18 protein-coding genes are annotated in these 22918 nt (G+C 72.3%); 15 read left to right on the plus strand and 3 right to left on the minus strand.

The annotated features are described in order from the left end of the window. The 5 genes from ACFUJR_RS12935 to ACFUJR_RS12955 all read left to right on the plus strand — a co-directional run. A partial coding sequence (locus ACFUJR_RS12935; protein WP_383450384.1) for an ATP-binding protein occupies positions 1-1183 on the plus strand: 1183 nt, incomplete at its 5' end. Then, positions 1183-3567 (plus strand): hypothetical protein, encoded by a 2385-nt coding sequence (locus ACFUJR_RS12940; RefSeq protein ID WP_383170396.1) that lies wholly within the window; start codon positions 1183-1185, stop codon positions 3565-3567. The genes ACFUJR_RS12935 and ACFUJR_RS12940, both read left to right, overlap by 1 nt. A gap of 60 nt (positions 3568-3627) precedes the next feature. Beyond that, positions 3628-4860 (plus strand): arginine deiminase, encoded by a 1233-nt coding sequence (locus ACFUJR_RS12945; RefSeq protein ID WP_383170398.1) that lies wholly within the window; start codon positions 3628-3630, stop codon positions 4858-4860. Positions 4861-4985: 125 nt separating this feature from the next. Continuing rightward, on the plus strand, positions 4986-5993 hold the full coding sequence (gene argF / locus ACFUJR_RS12950) for an ornithine carbamoyltransferase (RefSeq protein ID WP_383170421.1): 1008 nt from the start codon (positions 4986-4988) through the stop codon (positions 5991-5993). A 138-nt stretch (positions 5994-6131) separates the two neighbouring features. Further along, entirely contained in the window at positions 6132-7775 is a 1644-nt protein-coding gene (locus ACFUJR_RS12955) for an amino acid permease (protein ID WP_383170400.1), read from the plus strand. 205 nt (positions 7776-7980) lie between these two features. Here ACFUJR_RS12955 and ACFUJR_RS12960 read toward each other — a convergent pair whose 3' ends face one another. Continuing rightward, positions 7981-8367 carry an ATP-binding protein gene (locus tag ACFUJR_RS12960; protein WP_383170402.1) on the minus strand — a complete coding sequence of 129 codons (387 nt, stop codon included), beginning with the start codon at positions 8365-8367 and terminating at the stop codon, positions 7981-7983. 276 nt (positions 8368-8643) lie between these two features. Between ACFUJR_RS12960 and ACFUJR_RS12965 the strand changes: the two genes are divergently transcribed. Together ACFUJR_RS12965 and ACFUJR_RS12970 are read left to right on the plus strand one after the other, a co-directional pair. Further along, positions 8644-9471 carry an enoyl-CoA hydratase family protein gene (locus tag ACFUJR_RS12965; RefSeq protein ID WP_383170404.1) on the plus strand — a complete coding sequence of 276 codons (828 nt, stop codon included), beginning with the start codon at positions 8644-8646 and terminating at the stop codon, positions 9469-9471. 2 nt (positions 9472-9473) lie between these two features. Then, on the plus strand, positions 9474-11825 hold the full coding sequence (locus tag ACFUJR_RS12970; protein ID WP_383170406.1) for a bifunctional salicylyl-CoA 5-hydroxylase/oxidoreductase: 2352 nt from the start codon (positions 9474-9476) through the stop codon (positions 11823-11825). A 183-nt stretch (positions 11826-12008) separates the two neighbouring features. Here ACFUJR_RS12970 and ACFUJR_RS12975 read toward each other — a convergent pair whose 3' ends face one another. Both ACFUJR_RS12975 and ACFUJR_RS12980 read right to left on the minus strand, forming a co-directional pair. Further along, positions 12009-12839: a PaaX family transcriptional regulator C-terminal domain-containing protein gene (locus tag ACFUJR_RS12975; RefSeq protein WP_383170408.1), complete on the minus strand. Its 831-nt coding sequence runs from the start codon at positions 12837-12839 to the stop codon at positions 12009-12011. Positions 12840-12848: 9 nt separating this feature from the next. Next, a complete protein-coding gene (locus ACFUJR_RS12980; protein ID WP_383170410.1) occupies positions 12849-14498 on the minus strand; it encodes an AMP-binding protein in 1650 nt (549 codons plus the stop codon). A 109-nt stretch (positions 14499-14607) separates the two neighbouring features. Between ACFUJR_RS12980 and ACFUJR_RS12985 the strand changes: the two genes are divergently transcribed. From ACFUJR_RS12985 to ACFUJR_RS13020, 8 genes are all read left to right on the plus strand, one after another. Beyond that, complete coding sequence (locus ACFUJR_RS12985; protein WP_383170411.1) at positions 14608-15849, plus strand: acyl-CoA dehydrogenase family protein; 1242 nt, start codon at positions 14608-14610, stop codon at positions 15847-15849. Further along, on the plus strand, positions 15846-16244 hold the full coding sequence (locus ACFUJR_RS12990; RefSeq protein WP_383170413.1) for a RidA family protein: 399 nt from the start codon (positions 15846-15848) through the stop codon (positions 16242-16244). Before ACFUJR_RS12985 ends, ACFUJR_RS12990 begins: the two co-directional genes overlap by 4 nt. Before the next feature lie 103 nt (positions 16245-16347). Continuing rightward, on the plus strand, positions 16348-17901 hold the full coding sequence (locus ACFUJR_RS12995; protein ID WP_383170415.1) for an MFS transporter: 1554 nt from the start codon (positions 16348-16350) through the stop codon (positions 17899-17901). 132 nt (positions 17902-18033) lie between these two features. Further along, a complete protein-coding gene (tpx, locus tag ACFUJR_RS13000) occupies positions 18034-18534 on the plus strand; it encodes a thiol peroxidase (RefSeq protein WP_383170417.1) in 501 nt (166 codons plus the stop codon). A 192-nt stretch (positions 18535-18726) separates the two neighbouring features. Beyond that, a complete protein-coding gene (locus ACFUJR_RS13005; protein ID WP_383172105.1) occupies positions 18727-19662 on the plus strand; it encodes a hypothetical protein in 936 nt (311 codons plus the stop codon). Positions 19663-19940: 278 nt separating this feature from the next. After that, complete coding sequence (locus ACFUJR_RS13010) at positions 19941-20084, plus strand: hypothetical protein (protein ID WP_383172103.1); 144 nt, start codon at positions 19941-19943, stop codon at positions 20082-20084. Positions 20085-20452: 368 nt separating this feature from the next. Then, the gene (locus ACFUJR_RS13015) at positions 20453-22066 is read left to right on the plus strand and encodes a right-handed parallel beta-helix repeat-containing protein (protein WP_383172101.1); all 1614 of its coding nucleotides are present in this window, start codon (positions 20453-20455) and stop codon (positions 22064-22066) included. Between the two features lie 257 nt (positions 22067-22323). After that, the gene (locus tag ACFUJR_RS13020; protein ID WP_383172099.1) at positions 22324-22860 is read left to right on the plus strand and encodes a TetR family transcriptional regulator; all 537 of its coding nucleotides are present in this window, start codon (positions 22324-22326) and stop codon (positions 22858-22860) included. Positions 22861-22918: the final 58 nt, after the last annotated feature.

Consider the following 22918-nt stretch of genomic DNA (forward strand, 5'->3'; position numbering starts at 1 on the left):
GCTGCGCGCACGGCTCCGCGCGGGCTTCGGCGGCACAGAAGGGTCCGACCGGAATCCGCCGCCCCCCGCACCGGCGCCGGCTCCCGCACCTCCCGCCCCTCCCGTGACGTCGCCGTCCCGGGCGCGGATGTGTCCGCACTGCCTGCTGCCCGTGGAGTACGACGAGAGTCTGCTCGTCACCATCGACGCCAAGGGCAACCGGATCCCGCTCGACCTCGGCGCCGAACACCGGCCCGCGCACCTGCGGGAGATCCTGCGCAAGGCGTACCACCTGTGCCCGCACGCCGGACCGGGGGACGAGGCGCACGAACTGCCCGTCCCCTACCTCACCAGCGGCGACCCGCTGTCCATCGCCTTCGTCGGCAGCTCGTCCGTCGGCAAGACCCATCTGCTGGCGGCCATACTCGGCGAGGTCGAGCTGGGCGGCCTGGAGCCGTACGGCCTGAAGTGCCTGCCGCTCAACCCCGACGCCCACCGCACGTACCTGCGGGAACGGGTACAGAGCCTGCAACAGGGGCGGCAGCTGGGCCGCACCGTCCAGCAGACCTTCGCCCGGTTCGCCGACGGGCTGCTGGTCTCCGCCCGGGGCGCGACACCCCGGCCCGTCGTCTTCTTCGACCTCGCGGGCGAGGACCTCGCCCAGGACGGTGAGGTGACACGTTTCCTGACCGGCGTCGACGCCTTCGTCTTCGTCCTCGACCCGCTGCGGGCGCTGCGGATGCCGTCGCTCGACCCCGTCCGCGAGCAGGACGGCCTGCCCCGCCGGGACCTCGGCGACGAGGCGTTCACGACCGTGCTCAACCGGATGGAGCGGCTGAGCAGCGGACTTGTCGGCGCTCCGGCGGCGATCGCCGTCAACAAGTCCGACCTGGTCCGCTTCGAACCCGCCGTCGACCGCTGGCTGGGGCGCGCGATGCCCCCACGGGTCGACCGGGAGGCCCTGCGGGCCGAGAGCCGGGACGCCTACGCCTTCCTGGCGCACCACGCGAGCCGCGCCTGGCTCAAACCGTTCGACGACTGCGCCCGCTGCACGCTGCACTTCGTCGCGGCGACCGGCGGGCAGGCGAGGGGAGACCGGTTCCCGCACGGGGCCCGGTCCCGCCGGGTCCTCGCACCGCTGCTGTCCATCTTCGCCATGTGCGGGCTGCTTCCCGAGGCGGATCCGAACGAGGGGAGAGGCTGATGGCACGGTCGAAGGACGAGGCGGACCAGATCGTCTTCCGCTGGGACAGCGAGAACGAGGTCGGCAGCACCGGTTTCGGCCCGGTGGCGTGGTCGGGGCCGCGGGACGAGGTGGAGGCGCTCTTCCGGATCTACGGGACGCTGCTGCGGGCGAACGGTGAGGAGACGCGGCCCGCGCTCCTCCGTGTGGAGCAGCTCGCGGGCGTCGTGCTGATCCGCCGCACGCCGTTGCGGGAGGCCGGCAGGCGCGAGTCGGTGGTCTGCCACGCGCTCGTGGGGTCGGCGGAGCTGCTCGACCCGGCGTTCTGCCTCGGGCTGCACGCGTGGGACTGGGACGGGGCGGAGCTGCCGTCGGGGTTGGTACGCGGCGCGCTGCCCGTGGTGCCGAGGGAGGTGCTCGCCGCCTCGGCCGGGACCGGGCAGCGGGTACTCGACCTGGCCCTGCCGGGAGTGGAGCGGGAACTCACGGGAGCGGTCGCGGAGTTGCTGCGACATCCCCAGGCCCGGTTCACGCTCCTGGACGAGCGGGGCGACACCGCCTGCGCGGTGCTGCGGGGGCTGCACGGGATGTTCGGCACCGTCCCGCGCCCGCGCCGCTGGACCTTCGCGAGTCACGACACGGCGGAACTGACCTCGCTGCGCTTCGTGTTCGTCGGACAGTGGTCGGGGGCGGCGAGCCGGAACACGGAACGGCGCCGCGTGGACCCGCTGGAGCGGCTCGGCGACCGTGCGGAGGAGCTGGCGGCGCGGCTGGTCCACCACCATGTGCGCGGCGGCCCGGAGAGCCGGGTGGCGACGGCACTCCGCGAGGTCCCGGGCGCGGGCGACCTCCCGCTCATGGAGCGGGCCGAACGCGCCCTGAAGCGCCTCGACGGCACGGCGACGCCCACCCGCGCCCGCCGTACGGGCACGGGGGAGCCGGAGACCGACGCGGAGGCTCCGGCTGACGGTGGCACCTGGGATCCGCGCCCCGCCGCCCACGAGGACCGCCGTGCCCCCGACCCGTACCGGGACCCCCCCGAGACCCCGGTCGCCGCACGCACGGTCCCCGAAGCGCACAGGCCCCCGGAGCGAGACCCCAGGGACCCCGGGGACCCCCAAGACCCCCGAGACCCCCGAGACCCCCGAGACCCCAGGGACCCCAGGGACCCCCGAGACCCCCAAGACCTCGCCGACCCGTACCGCCCGACCGGGGTGACCGGTGGCCGGTACCGCGACACCCCGACGCCCCGGGAGACCCCGAGCCCGTACCGCGAAGCCCCGGTAGGGCCGCCGGCGCCGCCGGAGGATCCGCCCCGGGAGGCTCCGAGCCCGTACCGCGATGGGCCCGTCTCCGCACCACCCCGGGAGGCCCCGAGCCCGTACCGCGACGCGCCCGTCTCCGCACCACCCCGGGAGGCCCCGAGCCCGTACCGCGATGCGCCCGTCTCCGCACCACCCCGGGAGGCCCCGAGCCCGTACCGCGACGCGCCTTCCCCCGCCCCGCCCCGCGAGGCCCCCGACAGGCCGTCCACCCCGCCCCGCCAGGCCCCCGCGCCCGTCGGTCGTCCGGGCCCCGCGCCCGTGCCCGTGGCCGTCGTGCCGCCCCTGTGGCGGGGGCCCGAGGGCGGGCAGGGCCGGTGGCGGGCGGTCAGGTCGTGGCGGCGGCGCGGGAAGGCCGTCGAGACCGGGCTCGTCCGGTGGGTCGCCGACGGGACGGCGGACGCGGCACGCATCGGGGCCGCCGGTGACGCCGAGCTGCTTGCCGCGCTCCGGGGTCGTCGCCCCTACCCGATCACCACCCTCCTCATGCACGAGGTCGCGCGCCGTCTCCCGGCCTGGCCCCCGCCCCTGCGTCGCGAGTTCCGCGATCTCGTCCTCGCCGCCGAGCTGTTCGTGACGGCCCCTGGCTCCGCCCTGCCCGGCGAACCCGCCGAGTCCGAGCGCGCGGCCAACGCGGCCGCCCTCCACCGCTGGGCCGTGCGTCCCCTCCTCGACGAGGGCGACCCGCCCGCGGTCGGCGTTCTCGTCGCGCTGCTGTCGCGGCTGCGGACGAGTGACGTGCCGGCCGCACGGGGCGCGTACCGCCAGATCGTGGAGGGCGAGCGCCCGGGGCTTCCCGAGGAGGTCTGGCAGGCGCTCCTCCACGAGGCCGACACGGCCACGGCCCCGGCCCCGGCCCCGGCCCCGGTCCCGCCCCCGACGTCACCCCTCGCGACCCCGGCGACCGCGACGGCCCCCACGGCCTCGCCTCCCGTACCCCCGCCGCCGCACCCCGCTCCCGTACCCCCCGCTCCGGCGCCCCCGCACGAACCCTCCGGCGGTGACGCCCGGCTCGTCGCCCTGACCCTCGTCGCCGTGATCGTCACCCTCCTCGCCGTCATCGTCGCGTACTCGGTGACGTGACCTGACGTGACGTGAGGGGAGAACCCCGCGCGAGCCGCCCGGCTCCGTCAGGATGGGCGCATGGGATTCCATGTCGATTCCGAGACCGGGCGGCTCCGCCGCGTCATACTGCACCGGCCCGATCTGGAGCTGAAGCGGCTGACACCCTCCAACAAGGACGCTCTCCTCTTCGACGACGTGCTCTGGGTCCGCCGCGCCCGCCAGGAGCACGACGGCTTCGCGGACGTCCTGCGGGACCGGGGCGTCGAGGTCCATCTCTTCGGGGACCTCCTGGGCGAGACCCTCGAACTGCCCGCCGCCCGCAAGCTCGTCCTCGACCGGGTCTTCGACGAGAAGGAGTACGGTCCGCTCGCCGCCGACCACCTGCGGGCGGCCTTCGACTCCCTGGACGCCACCGCGCTCGTCGAGGCGCTGGTCGGCGGGATGACGAAGCGGGAGTTCCTGGCCGAGCACCGCGAGCCGACCTCGGTGCGGTTCCATGTCATGGACCTGGACGACTTCGTCGTCAGGCCGCTGCCGAACCACATCTTCACCCGGGACACCTCCGCCTGGATCTACGACGGCGTCTCCATCAACGCGATGCGCTGGCCCGCCCGCCAGCGCGAGACGGTCCACTTCGAGGCGATCTACAAGCACCACCCGCTCTTCACCGGCTCCGAGGCGGGCGACTTCCATCTCTGGTCCGAGGGCCAGGCCGACTACCCGTCCACGATCGAGGGCGGCGACGTCCTCGTGATCGGCAACGGGGCCGTCCTGATCGGGATGAGCGAGCGGACCACCCCGCAGGCGGTGGAGATGCTGGCCCGAGGGATGTTCGCGGCCGGCTCGGCCCGGACGATCATCGCCCTCGACATGCCGAAGCGGCGCGCGTTCATGCACCTCGACACGGTGATGACGATGGTCGACCACGACACCTTCACCCAGTACGCGGGGCTCGGCATGCTCCGCTCGTACACGATCGAACCGGGCGACGAGGGCCAGTCGCTGCGGGTCACCGACCATCCGCCCGAGCACATGCACAGCGCGATCGCCGCCGCGCTCGGCCTCCAGGACATCCGTGTCCTCACCGCCACGCAGGACGTCCACGCGGCGGAGCGCGAGCAGTGGGACGACGGCTGCAACGTCCTCGCCGTCGAGCCCGGGGTCGTCGTGGCGTACGAGCGGAACGCGACCACCAACACCCATCTGCGCAAGCAGGGCATCGAGGTGATCGAGATCCCGGGCAGCGAGCTGGGACGGGGGAGGGGCGGCCCACGCTGTATGAGCTGCCCGGTGGAGCGCGACGCCGTGTGAGGAACGGACGGGGAGGGGACGGAGGACGACGAGTGTGCGGCGTCACTGTATAGCCATACTGATATACGTATAGACTTCCAGTCGCTGACATGTTCGCCGTCCCCGACCGTATCCAGGAGCGCCCCATGGCCACCGACCTCATCGGCCGCCACTTCCTCAAGGAGCTGGACTTCACCGCCGACGAGTTCCGCGGTCTGATCGACCTGGCCGCCGAGCTGAAGGCGGCCAAGAAGGCGGGCGCCGAGGTCCAGCGGCTGCGGGGCAGGAACATCGCCCTGATCTTCGAGAAGACGTCGACCCGGACGCGCTGCGCCTTCGAGGTCGCCGCCGCCGACCAGGGCGCCTCCACCACCTACCTCGACCCCTCCGGCTCGCAGATCGGCCACAAGGAGTCGGTCAAGGACACGGCCCGCGTCCTCGGTCGGATGTTCGACGCCATCGAGTACCGCGGTGACAGCCACTCGAAGGTCGAGGACTTCGCCACCCACGCGGGCGTGCCCGTGTTCAACGGTCTGACGGACGACTGGCACCCCACCCAGATGCTCGCCGACGTCCTCACCATGACCGAGCACACGGACAAGCCTCTCGACGCGGTCGCGTTCGCCTACCTCGGCGACGCCCGCTTCAACATGGGCAACTCCTACCTGGTCACCGGCGCCCTGCTCGGCATGGACGTGCGGATCGTGGCGCCCGAGGCGTACTGGCCGAGCGAGGGGATCATCGCCTCGGCTCGCGCGCTCGCGGAGAAGAGCGGTGCGACGATCACCCTCACCGAGGACGTCGCCGAAGGCGTCCGGGGCGCGGACTTCGTCGCCACCGACGTCTGGGTCTCCATGGGTGAGCCCAAGGAGGTCTGGGACGAGCGGATCGCCGACCTCGCGCCGTACGCCGTGACCATGGACGTCCTGCGCGCGACGGACAACCCGGGTGTGAAGTTCCTGCACTGCCTGCCGGCCTTCCACGACCTCGGCACGGCCGTCGGCCGGGACATCCACGCCCGGCACGGTCTGACCGAGCTGGAGGTCTCCGACGAGGTCTTCGAGTCCGAGCACTCCGTCGTCTTCGACGAGGCCGAGAACCGTATGCACACCATCAAGGCGGTCCTCGTCGCCACCATGGCGGGCGCCGAATAGCGATACGTCCGATCGGGGGTATATGCGCTCCCGTGGTTACCATCGGATCGAATGGTGGGGTTCGAGCTCGCACGCTCGGACCCCACTCGCGCGTCCGCACCCGGTGCGCCCTGCCCGACCAGAGATGAGAACCCCCGCATGTCCCCGTCCGCGCCGCGGATCAAGTCCCCCCAGCAGCTCATCGCCGAATCCGGCGCGGACCTCGAAGGCCATGGCCTCAAGCGCACCATGGGCCTCTTCCAGCTCGTGTGCTTCGGCATCGGCGCCATCGTCGGCACCGGCATCTTCGTCGGCCTCTCCGACAGCGTCGCGGAGGCGGGCCCGGCCGTCGTCGTGTCCTTCGTCCTGGCCGCGATCACCTGCGTGTTCACCGCCTTCTCCTTCGCCGAGCTGGGCGGCGCGATCCCCGTCTCCGGCTCCTCCTACTCCTTCGCCTACGCGAGCCTCGGCGAGCGGGTGGCGTTCCTCGTCGGCTGGTGCCTGCTCCTGGAGTACGGCGTGTCGGTCTCCGCGGTCGCGGTCGGCTGGAGCCAGTACCTGAACGAGCTGCTCGACAGCCTCGTCGGTCTGCGGCTGCCGGACGTGGTCTCCGCCGGCCCCGGCGACGGCGGCGTGATCAACCTGCCCGCGGTGGTCGTCATCGCGCTGGCCGCCGTCCTGCTGGTGCGCGGCGTCCGGGAGAGCGCCCGGGCGACGGCCGCGATGGCCGTCCTCAAGATCGGAATCCTGATCGTCTTCCTCGCGATCGGCTTCACCGCCTTCGAGGACGGCAACCTCGCGCCGTTCGCGGCGCACGGCGCCGCCGGGATCACCGCGGGGGCGTCGCTGGCGTTCTTCTCGTACATCGGCTTCGACGCGATCACCACCGCCGGCGAGGAGGTCAAGAACCCCCGTCGCAACATCCCGATCGCGATCCTCGTCTGCCTCGGTGTGGTCACGGTGCTCTACGGTGCGGTGGCGCTCTCGGCGATCGGCGCGCTGGGCGCCGACGACGTCGCCGGCCGGCCGGCCGCGCTCTCGCTCGTCGTCGACCAGGTGACCGGGTCGACGGTCGGCGGCGGGATCATCGCATTCGGCGCGGTCGTCGCGATCGCGTCCGTCGTGCTCGCGGTGATGTACGGGCAGACCCGCGTCCTGATGTCCATGTCCCGTGACGGACTCGTCCCCCGGATCTTCGAGCGGGTCTCCCCGAAGAGCGCGACCCCCGTCGCCAACACCTGGATCGTGGCCGGCGTCTTCGCGGTCCCGGCCGCGTTCTCCACGCTCGACGTGGTGGTCGGTCTGACGACCATCGGTACGCTCGCGGTCATGGCCGTCGTCAACATCGCGGTGATCGCGCTGCGCCGCCGGAACCCGGAGCTGTCCCGCTCCTTCCGGGTGCCGCTCTATCCGCTCAGCCCGGTGCTCGGCGTCGGCTTCTGCCTGTACCTGATCTGGGGCACGGGCTGGACGACGTGGATCCAGTTCGCGGTCTTCCTGGCCGTCGGCGCGCTGGTCTACACGTTCTACAGCCGCCGTAACTCCCGCCTCGCCCCGACCGGTACGCCCCCGACCGGTACGCCCCCGACCGGTACGCCCGCGGCCGGTACGCCCCCGACCGGTATGCCCGCGGCCGGTACGCCCGCGGCCGGTACGCCCGCGACCGGTACGCCCGCGACCGGTACGCCCGCGGCCGGTACGCCCCCGACCGGTATGCCCGCGGCCTGTGCGCCCTCTGCCGGCGAGGTCCCGGCCGGCGAGGTCCCGGCCGATACGGCCCGGACCGGCGCCGTCCGAACCTAGGCGTGTGCGGCGGGGCGGACGGCCGGGCACGGTCCCGTCGACGCGGCTCTGACCGGCGTGGTCCCGACCACCGCCGTCCCCCGCTCCAGACGGTTCCGGCGGGATGGCGCCCGCCGGGCACGGCCCCACCGACCCCGTCCCGGCCGATACGGCCCCGGCCGGCGCGGCCCCGGGGCCCGGGGTGCCGCTCCGGCCCGCGGTGCCGCTACCGCCCCGGGCGCCGCTGGTGGCCGCAGTCGCTGCTGAGGGCGCGGACGAGGAACAGACCGCGGCCGTGCTCCTGCCAGGGGTCGGGCGCCTCGCCCCGCCCCGGCCCGATCAGCTCCGCGGGGTGGGCGGGCAGCCCGTCGTGTACCTCGACCTGGCAGCCGCCCGGCAGCACCTCGACGACCAGCTCGATCGGACCCCCGTCCGTGGTGTGCTCCACGGCGTTGGCGACGAGTTCCGCGGTCAGCAGCTCGGCGGTGTCGCCGTCGGCCGGCGCGTCGACGTCCGTGAGCGCCGTGCGGACCAGCGCACGGGCCATCGGCACGGCGGCCGTGCTGTGGGGAAGCTCGATGCGCCACGAGCTGGGGCCGGTGGCTTCGAGCATGGCGGAGGTCCGTTCGCGGAGGGCTGGGGGAGGGGCGTGGGGAGTTACGTGTCCCGAGACGACCCGCTTTCCACCTTACGAAGCCGCCGGGCGGACTCCATGGGCACCCCCTCCCCCTTGAGCGGGGCCAGGGTCACCACATGAGCGGGGCCAGGGTCACCAGCCCGGCGGGACCTTCGGCCGCGGAACCCGCCCCCCCTCGCCATATCGCGCACTCGTGACGACAGTCACAACACGGTGATACGCTCCAGGGAGGAGGAAGGGAGGGCGTCCCGTATGAGCCCCTTTACCGGCTCCGTACCCCGCACCGAGCGCTGGCGGCATCTGCGACTGACCGTCGACGACGGCGTCGCCACCGTCACCCTCGACCGACCCGAGAAACTCAACGCGCTCACCTTCGGCGCCTACGCCGACCTGCGCGACCTGCTCGCCGAGCTCTCTCGCGAGCGTGCCGTCCGCGCCCTCGTCCTCGGAGGCGAGGGGCGTGGCTTCTGCTCCGGCGGCGATGTCGACGAGATCATCGGCGCCACCCTCGCCATGGACACCGCCCAGCTGCTCGACTTCAACCGGATGACCGGACAGGTGGTCCGCGCGATCCGCGAGTGCCCCTTTCCCGTGATCGCCGCCGTCCACGGCGTCGCGGCGGGCGCGGGCGCGGTCCTGGCACTCGCCGCCGACTTCCGGATCGCCGACCCGAGCGCCCGGTTCGCCTTCCTCTTCACCCGCGTCGGCCTCTCCGGCGGCGACATGGGCGCGGCCTACCTGCTGCCCCGGGTCGTCGGCCTCGGCCACGCCACCCGGCTCCTCATGCTCGGCGAACCGGTACGCGCCACGGAAGCGGAACGTATCGGCCTGCTCAGCGAACTCACCGACGAAGGCGGTGCCCCCGCCCGCGCCGCCGAGCTCGCCCGCCGCCTGGCCGACGGACCGGCCCTCGCCCACGCCCAGACCAAGGCCCTGCTCACCGCCGAGCTGGACATGCCGCTCGCGGCCTCCGTCGAGCTGGACGCCGCCACCCAGGCGCTGCTCATGAACGGCGAGGACTACGCGGAGTTCCACGCCGCGTTCACGGAGAAGCGCCCTCCGAAGTGGACGGGGCACTGACCATGCCCGAGCAGAGGCCGGCGTCCGAGGCGCCCGCGGTGCCGGGTCCGGTCCGCCCGGGGCGGCGCGCCGGTGCGGCGGGAAGCCTCCGTGTCGCAGTCGTCGGCGGCGGGCCCGGCGGGCTCTACGCCGCCGCCCTGCTCAAGCGGCTCGACCCTGCCCGCGAGGTCACCGTCTGGGAGCGCAACGCCCCCGACGACACCTTCGGCTTCGGCGTCGTCCTCTCCGACGAGACCCTCGGCGGCATCGAGCACGCCGACCCCACCGTCCACCGCGCCCTCCAGGGCGAGTTCGTCCGGTGGGACGACATCCACATCGGCCACCGGGGACACCTCCTCACCTCCTCCGGCCACGGCTTCGCCGCGCTCGGCCGCCGCCGGCTCCTGGAGATCCTGCACGCGCGCTGCGCGGAACTCGGCGTACGGCTCCGCTTCCGTACCGAGGCCCCGCCCGCCGCCGAGCTGGCCGCCACACACGACCTCGTCATCGCCGCCGACGGCGTCCACAGCGCCACCCGCGAGGCGCACGCCGACGTCTTCCGCCCCCGCATCACCACCCACCGCTGCCGTTACATCTGGCTCGCCGCCGACTTCGCTCTCGACGCTTTCCGCTTCGAGATCGCCGAGACCGAGTACGGCGTCATGCAGCTCCACGGCTACCCCTTCTCCTCCGACGCCTCCACCGTCATCGTCGAGATGCGCGAAGAGGTCTGGCAGGCCGCCGGATTCGACGAGACGGACGAGGACGAGTCCACCGCCCGCTGCGCCAAGATCTTCGCCGACGTGCTCGGCGGCCGGACCCTGCGCTCCAACCGCTCCACCTGGACCGCATTCCGTACGGTGGTCAACGAGCGCTGGTCCCACGGCACCGTCGTCCTCCTCGGCGACGCCGCCCATACCGCGCACTTCTCCATCGGCTCCGGTACCAAGCTCGCCGTCGAGGACGCACTCGCGCTCGCCGCCTGCGTGGAGGAGCAGCCCACGCTGGCGGGGGCGCTGGCCGCGTACGAGACCGAGCGCAGGCCCGTCGTCGAGTCCACGCAGCGCGCGGCGGCGGCCAGCCTGCGCTGGTTCGAGGAGCTGGACGGCTACCTGCACCAGCCGCCACGGCAGTTCGCCTTCAACCTCCTCACCCGCAGCCGCCGCGTCACCCACGACAACCTCCGGCTGCGCGATCCGAGGTTCACCGACTCCGTGGAACGGGACTTCGGCTGCCCGCCCGACACGCCCCCGATGTTCACGCCCTTCCGGTTGCGCGGACTCACCCTGCGCAACCGGGTCGTGGTCTCGCCGATGGACCTGTACGTCGCCGAGGACGGCCTCCCCGGCGACTACCACCTCGTCCACCTCGGCGCGCGGGCGCTCGGCGGTGCCGGTCTCGTCATGACCGAGATGGTCTGCGTGAGCCCCGAGGGCCGTATCACCCCTGGCTGCACCGGCCTCTGGACGGACGAGCAGGCCGAGGCATGGAGCCGGATCACCGCCTTCACGCACGTCCAGGCGCCCGGCACGGCGATCGGCGTCCAGCTCGGCCACTCCGGCCGCAAGGGCTCCACCCGACGTATGTGGGAGGGCATCGACCAGCCGCTCCCCGACGGCAACTGGCCGCTGACGGCCGCCTCACCGCTGCCCTACCGGCCGGGCGTCAACCAGGTCCCGCGCGCCCTGGACCGGGCGGGCATGGCGGCCGTACGGGAGGAGTTCGCCGCCGCGGCCCGGCGCGCCGCCCGCTGCGACTTCGATCTCCTCGAACTGCACTGCGCCCACGGCTATCTGCTGTCGGGATTCCTCTCCCCGCTGACCAACCACCGGGACGACGCCTACGGCGGCCCGCTGGAGAACCGGCTGCGTTTCCCGCTCGAAGTCTTCGACGCCGTAAGGGAGGTGTGGCCCGACGACCGGCCGATGACCGTGCGCCTCTCCGCCACCGACTGGGCGGAGGGCGGGACCACGGTCGAGGACGCGATCACGATCGCCCGCGCCTTCGCCGCCCACGGCGCGGACGCCCTCGACGTCTCCACCGGCCAGGTCGTCGCCGACGAACGCCCCGAGTACGGCCGCTCCTACCAGGTCCCGTACGCCGACCGGATCCGCAACGCGCTCTCCGTCCCCGTGATCGCGGTCGGCGCGATCTCCTCCTGGGACGACGTCAACTCCCTCCTCCTGGCCGGCCGGGCCGACCTCTGCGCTCTGGCCCGCCCGCACCTCTACGACCCGCACTGGACCCTGCACGCGGCGGCCGAGCAGGGCTACCAGGGCCGAGCGGCACCCTGGCCGGACCCGTACCGGGCAGGCAGCCGCACACCCCCGACGGGCCGCACGGACGCGCCCAGGCCCCGGCTCACCCTGAACTGACGCCGCGACGTTCGTGGCAGAGACACGCGTGGCACAGACACGGCTCCAGGTGGGGCCCGCCGGGGTAGGTGAGCCGCTGCTCCCGCGCGATCCGCTCCTGCCCGAGGTCCCCCCACCGCCGCCACGCCACCACGTTCGCCGCGACCAGCCACGCGGGCTCCACCGCCCCGTCCGCCTCCCCGCTCACGCCGGCCCGGCGGCCGGCGGACGCGCGAACTCCGCCCCCCGGTCCCGCAGCCGCTCGTGGAGTTCCGCGAAGACCGCCGCCGAGCGGGCGCCCGGCCAGTCCTGCGGCAGCAGCTCGGCCGGGAGGACCGGGTCCTCGTAGGGGAGGCGGCGCCAGGAGTCCAGGGCGAACAGATAGTCGCGGTAGGCGTCCTCCGCCGATCCGGGGGAGGCCTTCCAGGCACGCAGGACCGGCTCGTGGGCGGCGAGGAACTCCTCGTGGAGCTTGGCGATCGACGGCAGGTCCCACCAGCGGGCCGCCGCCTCCGCGGTCGGCGCGTACCCCAGGTGCTCGCCGCGGAAGAGGTCCACGTACGCGGAGAGCTCCAGGCGCTCCAGGGTGTGACGGGTCTCCTCGTACAGCCGTGCCGGGGCGATCCAGACCCCGGGGGACGCCGTGCCGAAGCCCAGCCGGGCGAGCCGCGAGCGCAGCAGGTGCCGCTTGTGGCGCTCGGCCTCGGGCACGGTGAAGACGGCGAGGACCCACCCGTCGGAGAGCGCCGGACGGGTACGGGCGTAGATCCGGCGGTCCCCGTCCTCCAGAAGCTGGCGGGCGTCGTCCGACAGGGTGTACCCGGCCGCCCCGTCCGCCGTCCGGCGGGGCAGCAGCAGGCCCCGCCGCTTCAGCCGGGACACCGACGAGCGCACGGACGGCGCGTCCACGCCCAGCACCGCGAGGAGGCGGATGAGCTCGGCCACCGGCAACGGGTCCTCGCCCGGCGTGAGGCCGCGGCCGTACGCGCCGTACAGCGAGACGATCAGGGAACGGGGGGTGTGCTGCTCGACCACGTGATCACTCTAGGGGGTGGTCGCCTCGTCGGGGTCCGCGCGCAGCCGGAACCGCTGCAGCTTGCCCGTGGCCGTCCTGGGCAGCGCGTCCAGGAAGACGATCTTCCGGGGGCTCTTGTACGGCACCAGCCGGGCCCGTACGAACGCCCGCAGCGCCGCGGCGGTCTCCGCGTTCCGCGCCACCCCGTCCCGTACCACCGCGTACGCCACCACGATCTGGCCGCGCATCGCGTCCTCGTGCCCCACCACCGCGGCCTCCACCACGTCCGGGTGGGCGAGGAGCGCCTCCTCGACCTGGGGTCCGGCGATGTTGAAGCCCGCCGAGATGATCATGTCGTCGGCGCGGGCGACATAGCGGAAGTACCCGTCGGCCTCCCGGACGTACGTGTCACCCGTGACGTTCCAGCCCTGGTGGACGTACTCGCTCTGGCGCGGATCGGCGAGATACCGGCAGCCCACCGGCCCGCGCACCGCGAGCAGCCCCTCCTCGCCGTCTGCCACCTCGGCTCCGGCCCGGTCCACCACCCGCGCCTGCCAGCCGGGGACCGGCCGTCCGGTCGTGCCGGGGCGGATGTCGCCGTCGGCGGCCGAGATGAAGATATGGAGCAGCTCCGTCGCGCCGATGCCGTTGATGAGCTTCAGGCCGGTGCGCTCGTACCAGGCGTTCCAGGTCGCCGCCGGCAGGTTCTCGCCCGCGGACACACAGCGCCGCAGGGAGCGCAGCGCGCCGACGTCGGGGCCGCCCGGCCGGTCCAGCTCCTCCAGCATCACCCGGTACGCCGTCGGCGCGGTGAAGAGCACCGACACCCCGTGTTCCGGGATCGCCTCCAGGAGATGCTTGGGCCCCGCCTGTTCGAGCAGCAGCGCGCTGGCTCCGGTGCGCAGGGGGAAGAGGACGAGCCCGCCGAGCCCGAAGGTGAAACCGAGGGGAGGAGAGCCGGCGAAGACGTCGTCCGGATCCGGCTGGAGGACGTGCCGCGAGAACGTGTCCGCGACGGCGAGCACGTCACGGTGGAAGTGCATGCACCCCTTGGGCCGCCCGGTGGTGCCCGAGGTGAAGGCGATCAGTGCCACGTCGTCGGCCGCGGTCGGCACGGCCTCGTAGGTGTCCGGCCGGCCGGCGGCGAGGGTGAGCAGATCGTCCGGGGCGTCTCCGCCGAAGGCCGTGATCCGCAGCCCCGGCACCTCGGCCTTGACCAGGTCGTCGACCGTACGGATGTCGCAGAGCGCGTGCGTGCAGCGGGCCATCTCGCACATGACCGCCAGTTCCCGGGCACGCTGCTGGGCCAGAACGGTGACGGCGACGGCGCCCGCCTTCATCACCGCGAGCCAGCAGGCGGCCAGCCAGGGGGTGGTGGGGCCGCGCAGGAGCACGCGGTTGCCGGGCAGGACGCCGAGGTCGGAGGTGAGGACGTGGGCGATCCGGTTCACCCGTTCACTCAGCTGTCCGTATGTCCAGACATGACCGTCGCTGTCCCGGAAGGCCGGGCGTTCCGTACCGAACCGCTCCACCGTGCGGTCGAGCAGTTCCGCTCCGCAGTTGAGCCGCTCCGGGTAGTCGAGCCCCGGCAGATCGAAGAGGAGCAGCGGCCACTGGTCCGGCGGCGGCAGCTGGTCGCGCGCGAAGGTGTCGTGGTGGGCCGAGGGGGTCAGCTCCATGAGTTCGTCCCCTTGTCGTCGTGGGGTCGCCCATCGAGCGTATCGTGATGGTGACGACAGTCAACGGTGCGCGATAGAAGTGATGTCGGCGAACGGGACAGGGGTCCGAATGTCCGTATTCTCACTCGATCCACAGCAGGCCGCCCGCTGCGCGGAACTCCGCGCCCTCGCGGCCGACCGGCTGCGGCCGCTCGCCGAGAAGGGCGAACCGGGCCGCGTCAACCGCCCCCTCGTCGCCGCCCTCGGCGAGTTCGGCCTGCTGGCCGGGCTCTTCGACGCGGGCGCCCTCGACCTCTGCCTGCTCCGCGAGTCCCTCGCCCACGCGTGTACGGAGGCCGAGACCGCCCTCGCCCTCCAGGGCCTCGGCGGGCACCCGGTCGCCGCGTTCGGCACCCCCGAACAGCGCGCCCGCTGGCTCCCCGAGATCGTCGCGGGCCGTGCCGTCGCCGCCTTCGCGCTCAGCGAGCCCGACGCCGGCTCCGACGCCGCCGCGCTCGCCCTCGAAGCCCGCCCGGACGGCGCCGGCGGCTGGCGCCTGCACGGCGAGAAGCGCTGGATCTCCAACGCGCCCGAGGCCGACTTCGCCACCGTCTTCGCCCGTACGATCCCGGGCGCGGGCGCCCGCGGCGTCACCGCCTTCCTCGTCCCCGCCGGCCGCCCGGGTCTCTCCGGCAGCCCCCTCGACATGCTCGCCCCGCACGCCATCGGCACCCTCGTCTTCGACGGGGTCCCCGTCGGCCCCGCGGACGTCCTCGGCGAACGGGACCGCGGCTTCCGCGTCGCCATGACCACCCTCAACCGCTTCCGCCCCAGCGTCGGAGCCTTCGCCGTCGGCATGGCCCAGGCCGCACTCGACGCCACGCTCACGCACACCGCCGCCCGCCCCGCCTTCGGCGGTGTCCTCGGCGACCTCCAGGCCGTCTCCCACCAGGTCGCCGAGATGGCCACCCGCACCGAGGCCGCCCGCCTCCTCGTCTACGCCGCGGCGGCGGCGTACGACGCGGGAGCGGAGGATGTGCCGCGCCGGGCGGCGATGGCGAAGCTGCTCGCCACCGAGACCGCGCAGTACGTCGTCGACGCCGCGGTCCAACTCCACGGCGCCCGCGCGCTGCAACGCGGCCACCTCCTGGAACACCTCTACCGGGAGGTGCGTGCCCCCCGCATCTACGAAGGGGCCACCGAGGTCCAGCGCACGATCATCGCGAAGGAGCTGTACAAGGCGGAAGCACGACGGACCCCGGACCGGACGCCGTCGCGGGCTCCGGACCGGCCTCCGGGGCAGGCGTCGACCCTGCCGTACGAGAAGCTTGCCGAGACGCCTTCCGCGCCGTCCCAGGAGGCCACGCCATGAGCCTGCACCGGCACAACCCCGCCGAACTCTCACCGCCCACCGGCTTCTCCCACGCCGTGACCGCCACCGGCTCGCGGCTCGTCCTCCTCGCCGGGCAGACCAGCCTCGACCGTGACGGCAAGGTCGTGGGGGATTCGCTGCCCGAGCAGTTCGAGACGGCCCTCGCCAACCTCCTCACCGCCCTCCGGCACGCGGGCGGTTCCCCGGCCGACCTCGCGCGCGTCACCGTCTACGCCACCGACATCGCCGACTACCGCCGTCATGCCCACGAACTGGGCCGTATCTGGCGGCGGTTGGCCGGGCGGGACTACCCGGCGATGGCCGTCATCGGAGTCGTACGACTCTGGGACGAGCAGGCACACGTCGAGCTGGACGGACTCGCCGTCCTGGAGTGACGGGCCCCGCTTGATCAACTGGAGAGTCGCCCAACCCGGGCTTAGTGTCGAAAGGTGGACTGACCGGCCCACGCCTCCTCAGAGAGCGAGGACGCGACGCGCCATGAGTACACCCGAGCCGACGACCCCGGCGGGGACCACGGCTGAGAAGCACAAGGGCGACGGCAAGGGCATCGCCCTCTTCGTCATCGCCTCGTGTCAGCTGATGGTCGTTCTCGACATCACGATCGTCAACATCGCGCTGCCACACATCCAGAGTTCGCTGGACTTCTCGACGACCAGCCTGTCCTGGGTCGTCAACGCCTACACGCTGACCTTCGGCGGACTGCTGCTCCTCGGCGGGCGTGCCGGTGACATCCTCGGCCGCCGCCGCGTCTTCATGTTCGGCATCCTGCTCTTCGGATTCGCCTCACTGCTCTGTGGACTGGCCCAGAACGACTGGCAACTCCTCGCCGCCCGCGCCCTCCAGGGCGTCGGCGGAGCCATCGCCTCCCCGACCTCGCTCTCCCTGATCACCACGAACTTCGACGAAGGTCCGGAACGCAACCGGGCCTTCGGCGTGTTCGCCGCCGTCTCGGCGGGCGGTGGCGCGATCGGCCTCGTCGCCGGCGGACTGCTCGTCGAATGGCTCGACTGGCGCTGGATCTTCTTCGTCAACGTGCCCATCGCGCTGCTCATCGTGTTCCTCACGCCCCGCCACATCAAAGAATCCGAGCGGCACCCCGGACACTTCGACTTCACCGGAGCGTTCACCTCCACCCTCGGCATGGTGGCGCTCGTGTACGGGTTCATCCGCGCGTCCCAGGAAGGCTGGCGAGACCCGTGGACGCTCGCCTCCTTCGGCGCGGCTGTCGTTCTGCTGATCCTGTTCATCCTGGTGGAGCGGCGCTCCCGGCAGCCGATCACCCCGCTGCACATGTTCGCCGACCGCAACCGGGCGGGCACGTACGCGATCATGCTCTGTCTGGCCGCGGCGATCTTCGGGATGTTCTTCTTCCTGACGCTCTGGGTGCAGGGCGTGCTGCACTTCAGCCCGTTGAAGACCGGTCTCTCCTTCCTGCCCGTCAGCGCGATCATCGCGGTCGGCGCGGGCCTCGCCTCCCAACTGCTGCCCAGGTTCGGACCGAAACCCTTCATGGTCGTCGGCTCGCTGCTGTCGGCGGCAGGCCTGTCCTGGCTGACCCTGACCGACGTCGACTCCACCTATCTGGGCAGCATCCTGGGGCCGATCCTGGTCTTCGGCCTGGGCATGGGCCTGATGTTCGTCTCGCTGACCATCATGGCGCTGTCCAACGTCGTGCCGCGGGAGGCGGGAGCTGCGTCCGGACTGCTCAACGCCACGCAGCAGGTGGGTGGTTCGCTCGGCCTCTCGATCCTGGTGACCGTCTTCGGCACGGCCAGCCGGAACGAGGCGAAGGAACAGGTACCCGTCTTCCTCTCCCAGGCAGGCCCCTTGGAGAAGGCCGAGTTCGCCAAGACCGGGCAGCTGCCCCCGCCGTACGCCGACCAGGTCCTGACCTCCGGCGTGTCCTCCGGCTTCATCACGGCGGCGGCGTTCGCCATTGTGGCGTTCTTCGTCGCGCTCTTCGTGATCCAGGTCCGCCAGTCGGACATCGACCGCCTCAAGGGCGGGATGCCACCGCCCGGCGCCGGCTGACACCGGCCGACGGCTGCACGAGGCGTGCCCCGATCGCTCCACGTGTCCCGATCGCTCCACATGCCCCGGGCGAGTGGCCGCGCAACGTACGATCGATCACGTTGTCGGTATCACTACCCAGGGAGAAACCCCATGGCCCAGATCGCGTTCAAGGGCAACCCGGTGCAGGTCAACGGCGTGCTGCCCACCCCCGGCAGTGTCGCTCCGGCCTTCTCGCTCGTCGCCAAGGAGCTGACGGACAGCTCCCTGAAGCAGTTCGCCGGACAGCGCAAGGTGCTGAACATCTTCCCGAGCGTCGACACCGGCGTCTGCGCCGCCTCCGTCCGTACGTTCAACGAGAAGGCGGCCGGCCTGGAGAACACCGTCGTGCTGTGCATCTCCGCGGACCTGCCCTTCGCGCAGGCCCGTTTCTGCGGTGCCGAGGGACTGGAGAACGTGAAGACGCTCTCGACCCTGCGCGGCCGTGAGTTCCACACCAACTACGGTGTCGAGATCATGGACGGCCCGCTGGCCGGCCTGACCGCCCGCGCCGTCGTCGTGCTGGACGAGAACGACGAGGTGCTCCACTCGGAGCTCGTGGGCGAGATCGCCACCGAGCCCGACTACGAGGCCGCCCTCGCCGCCCTGAAGTGACCGAGCCGGTCCGGACGGGCAGCCCGCAGGGCGCCCGTCCGGACCCGCACGTGACGCGCTCGCCGACCGTTGGGTGAACTCTGGCGGAAGCTTCGTCGCCCGGCGCCTCCCGAGGTGTCCGGCCGGGGATAGTGATCTGGTCAGCTGGTTTCCCGCCGTGAGCGGTCGGGGCCGTGCACGTGTGGGGGTTCGATGACGAGATGGGACGCGGTCCGGGTTCGGCAGGGGATCGTCGAGAGCCGTACCGCCGCGGAGCAGGCCGGTGATCAGGCCGTACGGCGGGGCAGACACCGCGAGGCCCGGCGCCACTACGAGCGCATGCTGGCGGACGCGATCCGCCTGGCCGAGCAGTTCCCCGACGTCTCCACGCGGCGGGATCTGAGCGCGTCCTTCGGCAAGTACGGCGACTTCTGGGCCGACGCGCACCGCCTCGACCATGCCGCGGAGGCGTACGAGGAGGCCCTGGCGGTCGCCTCGCGACTGCACCGGGAGCACCCCGACGACCTCGGGGCGCTCCGGAACCTGAGGCACGGCGAGTTCAAGCTCGGCGAGATCGCGGGTGCCGCGGCCGGGAACGCGGCCCGCGACCGCTACACGACGGCGCTGTCGTACGCCGAGCGCCTGGTGGCCGCGGACCCGCGCCACCGCGCCGACCGGCGTGAGCTGGGCGTGATCCAGGAGCGGCTCGGGCTCCTGGCGGCGGACCGCGGGGAGCACGACGAGGCGGCCGAGTGGTACGCGGGCGCCCTGACCGTCCGCCGGAACCTGGCCCTGGAGACGCCCAACGATTCCCGCACCCGCCGTGACCTGGGCGTCCAGCACGAGCGCCTTGGCGACCTGGCCCTGCTCCGCCGCGACCTGGAGACCGCCCGCGCCCACTACGAGGAGGCGCTGACCAACCGGCGCGCCCTGCTCGGCGACGACCCCAGGGACCTGTCGGCCCAACGGGCCCTGAGCGTCCTCTGCGAACGCCTCGGCGACGTAGCCCTCCTCACGGATGGCCCCGACGGAGCCCGCCAGTGGTACGACGACAGCTTCGCGATCCTGGACGCGGCCCTGGGACCCAACCACCCCGAAACCCGCACGCTCCGCAAGAGGCTCCGGAGCCACCCACCCACCCCGAGCTAGGCCCACGCGAGCGGTCACAGCTCCGGCAGGCGACATCCCTCGAAGCCGCGGCTCGCAGCGGGAATGTCATCGGGCTACGCGTCCGCGCCGCAGGATTTCAGGTGCTTCGCGGAGCCGCTGTTCCCGGCCGACGGTTCCGGGCTTGGTCGTAGCTGCCCGACAAGGGTCCCACGGCCGCCGACAGGTACCCCTCCGAGCCGGCAGGCAAGCAGTTCGGAGGGTGCGGCAGCAGTTCCCTGACGGACCGTCAGATTTCTCGGGAGAGACCAGCCGGTGCTGTGACGTGCAGCAACCCGGACCACGCCCCCCCGGGCGTCATCATCGCGAAATTCCGTCTTCAGCTGACGATCAGTCAGAACGTTGACAACTCGTCCGGCCTTGTGTCCGCGTCCGGAGTCTGCCACCGTCACTCACGCAACTAGCCCCCCACGTAGCGAAGTTGGTGGGCGACGCCGCGAGTGGGCAGCCCCGCAGACGCATGGAGCTGCCGGCTCTTCGCAATCCGCGAGCTGGTTCCCGCCGGTTTCCGGCGATCGTCAGACGCTGTGCCTCCCGTGATCACGCAGTGCACGGGCGGAGCAGGTGCATGAAGGCGACCGCCGGTCCGGTGCCGAGTGAAGGCCTGTCCGGGCTGCTCCTCAGGCTGCGTGGAGCGCGAAACGGTGTCCCCGCCCTCGGTCGCTCGTGAGGTCTTGCGTGGAACGGACCCGGCGCCCCGCGGCTCAGGCGCGGCAGTCCACGCGAGCACTTCAGAGAAAAGGCAGCAATGAATCGCACCGGCGTACACGTAGTGTCAGCAGTACTGATCGGATCGGCGATACCCCTGGGCCTCGCCGGTTCCCAGACGGCTCAGGCCGCTTCCCGCACCTATTACGTCAGCCCCATCGGCTCCGACGGCAATCCGGGAACCTCGCCGGCCAAGCCGTTCCGCTCGCTCCAGAAGGCCGCTGACAGCACGGCGCCCGGAGACACCGTCTCCATCATGAACGGCACCTACCGGGAGAGGGCGGGCGGATCGGACGTCATGGTGATCTCCCGCTCCGGCCGTCCCGAAGCGCCCATCACCTTCCAGGCGCACCCGGGACACCACCCCGTCATCAACCCCGTCGCCGCGTGGAACGGCATTCGCATCAGCGGGGCCTCGCACATCGTCGTCCGAGGGCTGGAGATCAAGGGCAACAGCGCCAACATCTCCTTGGCCGAGGCCGAGCGCGGCGCCAGCACCAGGAAGGGCAAGTACAACACCAACTGTGTGTGGGCCGAGAAGAACAAGCAGTCGGGCGCCGTACCGCACCACATCGAGATCGTCGGCAACACGGTCCACCACTGCCCCGGCCTGGGCATAGGCTCGCGCGACGCGGACTACATGACGATCGACCGCAACCACGTCCACTCGAACTCGTGGTACACGGTCTTCGCCACCAGCGGCATCTCCATCCTGGCGGCGCGCGACATCGACCGGGGCGACCCCAAGAAGTACAAGATCCGTGTCACCAACAACACCGTCCACGACAACGAGACCAGGGTGAGGTGGGAGCGCTGCAAGTGCTACTCGGACGGGAACGGCATCATCATCGACACCCTGAAGGACAAGGCGAAGGCGGGGGAGAGCGGTCCCGACTACCGGGGCCGGGTCCTGGTCGCCAACAACGTGTCCTACAACAACGGAGGCTCGGGCATCCACTCCTACAAGAGCCAGCACGTGGACATCCTGCACAACACGGCGTACCAGAACGGCCGCAGCACCCGCATGGAGAGCTACGCCAACATCTTCGCCCACGACAGCAGGGACGTCAGGCTCCTCAACAACGTCGCCCACGGCCGTCCCGGACAGGCGACGAACTCCAAGTCCCGTAACGTGGACGTCGCCTACGACTACAACGTCTACTACGGCGGGAAGGCGCCCGAGGTGAAGGGCCCGCACGACATCGTCGCCGACCCGAAGATCGTCAAGCCCGGTTCTGACGCCGGGACCGCCTTCCGGCTGCGCAAGGGCTCCCCCGCCATCGGCTCGGCCAAGCCACTGCCCGAGGTCACCACGGACATCACCGGCGCCCGCCGCAAGGCCGACGCCCCCGACCGCGGGGCGTACGCCTTCGCCACGAGCGGTGCGGCGCCCGGCGCCGGCCCCACCGCGGCGAGCGGGTCCGATGCCACGACGACGCCCCAGGGCGGCGTCTCCCCGCAGGATTCCGGCACCGAGGCCACTGAACCGTCCGAAGCACTGAACGGGAGCCCTTCGGACGAGGCGGGCGCCGGCACGGCCAACGACGTCCGGGCCGACGGTGACAGCGAGCCGCTGGCCGCGACCGGAGCCGGCGTGGCACTGCCCTTCGGGCTGGCCGCAGCGGCGCTGGCGCTCGGCGGAGGATTCGTCTTCCTGCTCCGCCGAAAGCGCACCTGACGGCGCCGAGTCCCCCGCATACGGCGCTGAAGCACCTCGATCCCCGCCACCCGGGCACCCCCCAGCCCCCCTTCGCCCGGGTAGCGGCCCCCCGCGCCGCCCGGCCGTGGTCACGCTCACCGGCGTGACCGCGTCTCACGCGGTCCTGGCACACTCACGGCATGGCGGCACACACGAACAGGACGGACTCCCTTGACGCCGATGGAGCGAGACCCGATCCGCCACGCGTCGCATGGCGCAAGCACATGAGGAGGCGTGTGCTTGACGCCGCACGCGACTTGACGTGCGCCTCGGGCTGGGACCAGGTGAGCCTGTCCGCCGTCGCCGCGGCGGCCGAGGTCTCCCGCCCTTCGGTGTACAAGGAGTTCGGCAACCGAGCGGGCCTGGGGCGTGCCCTGGTGCTCAGGGAGACACGCGAGTTCCTGGAAGGGGTGGCTCGAACCCTCTATCCCGGGCTCCCGGACGCCGGAGCCTCGCTGGAGGCGGCCGTCTTCTTCGTACTCACCGAAGCCCACCAGAACCCGCTGATCCGGGCTGTGGTCATGGCTGCCAGGCGGGGCTCCGACAGCCTGTTGCCCTACCTCACTGCACGTGCGGACCCGATCTTCGACGCGGCTCAGAGCATGCTGCGCGCGTGGCTCGCCGAACGCTTCCCAGGGCGGGACAAGGACCTCATCGACTTGGCGGCGGACATCACGGTTCGCATGACCATCAGCCACCTCCTCCTTCCCGGCGGGGACCCCCGCCCCACCGCGGCGAGGATCTCGCTGTCCGTGCTGAAGGTGCTGCACTAGGCGGTTTCGTTGGATCGGGGTGCGGATCAGACGAAGGTGCCTCGGGCGCCGCAGCCCG

The sequence above is a fragment of the Streptomyces sp. NPDC057271 genome, from assembly GCF_042668715.1.
Classification (GTDB): domain Bacteria; phylum Actinomycetota; class Actinomycetes; order Streptomycetales; family Streptomycetaceae; genus Streptomyces.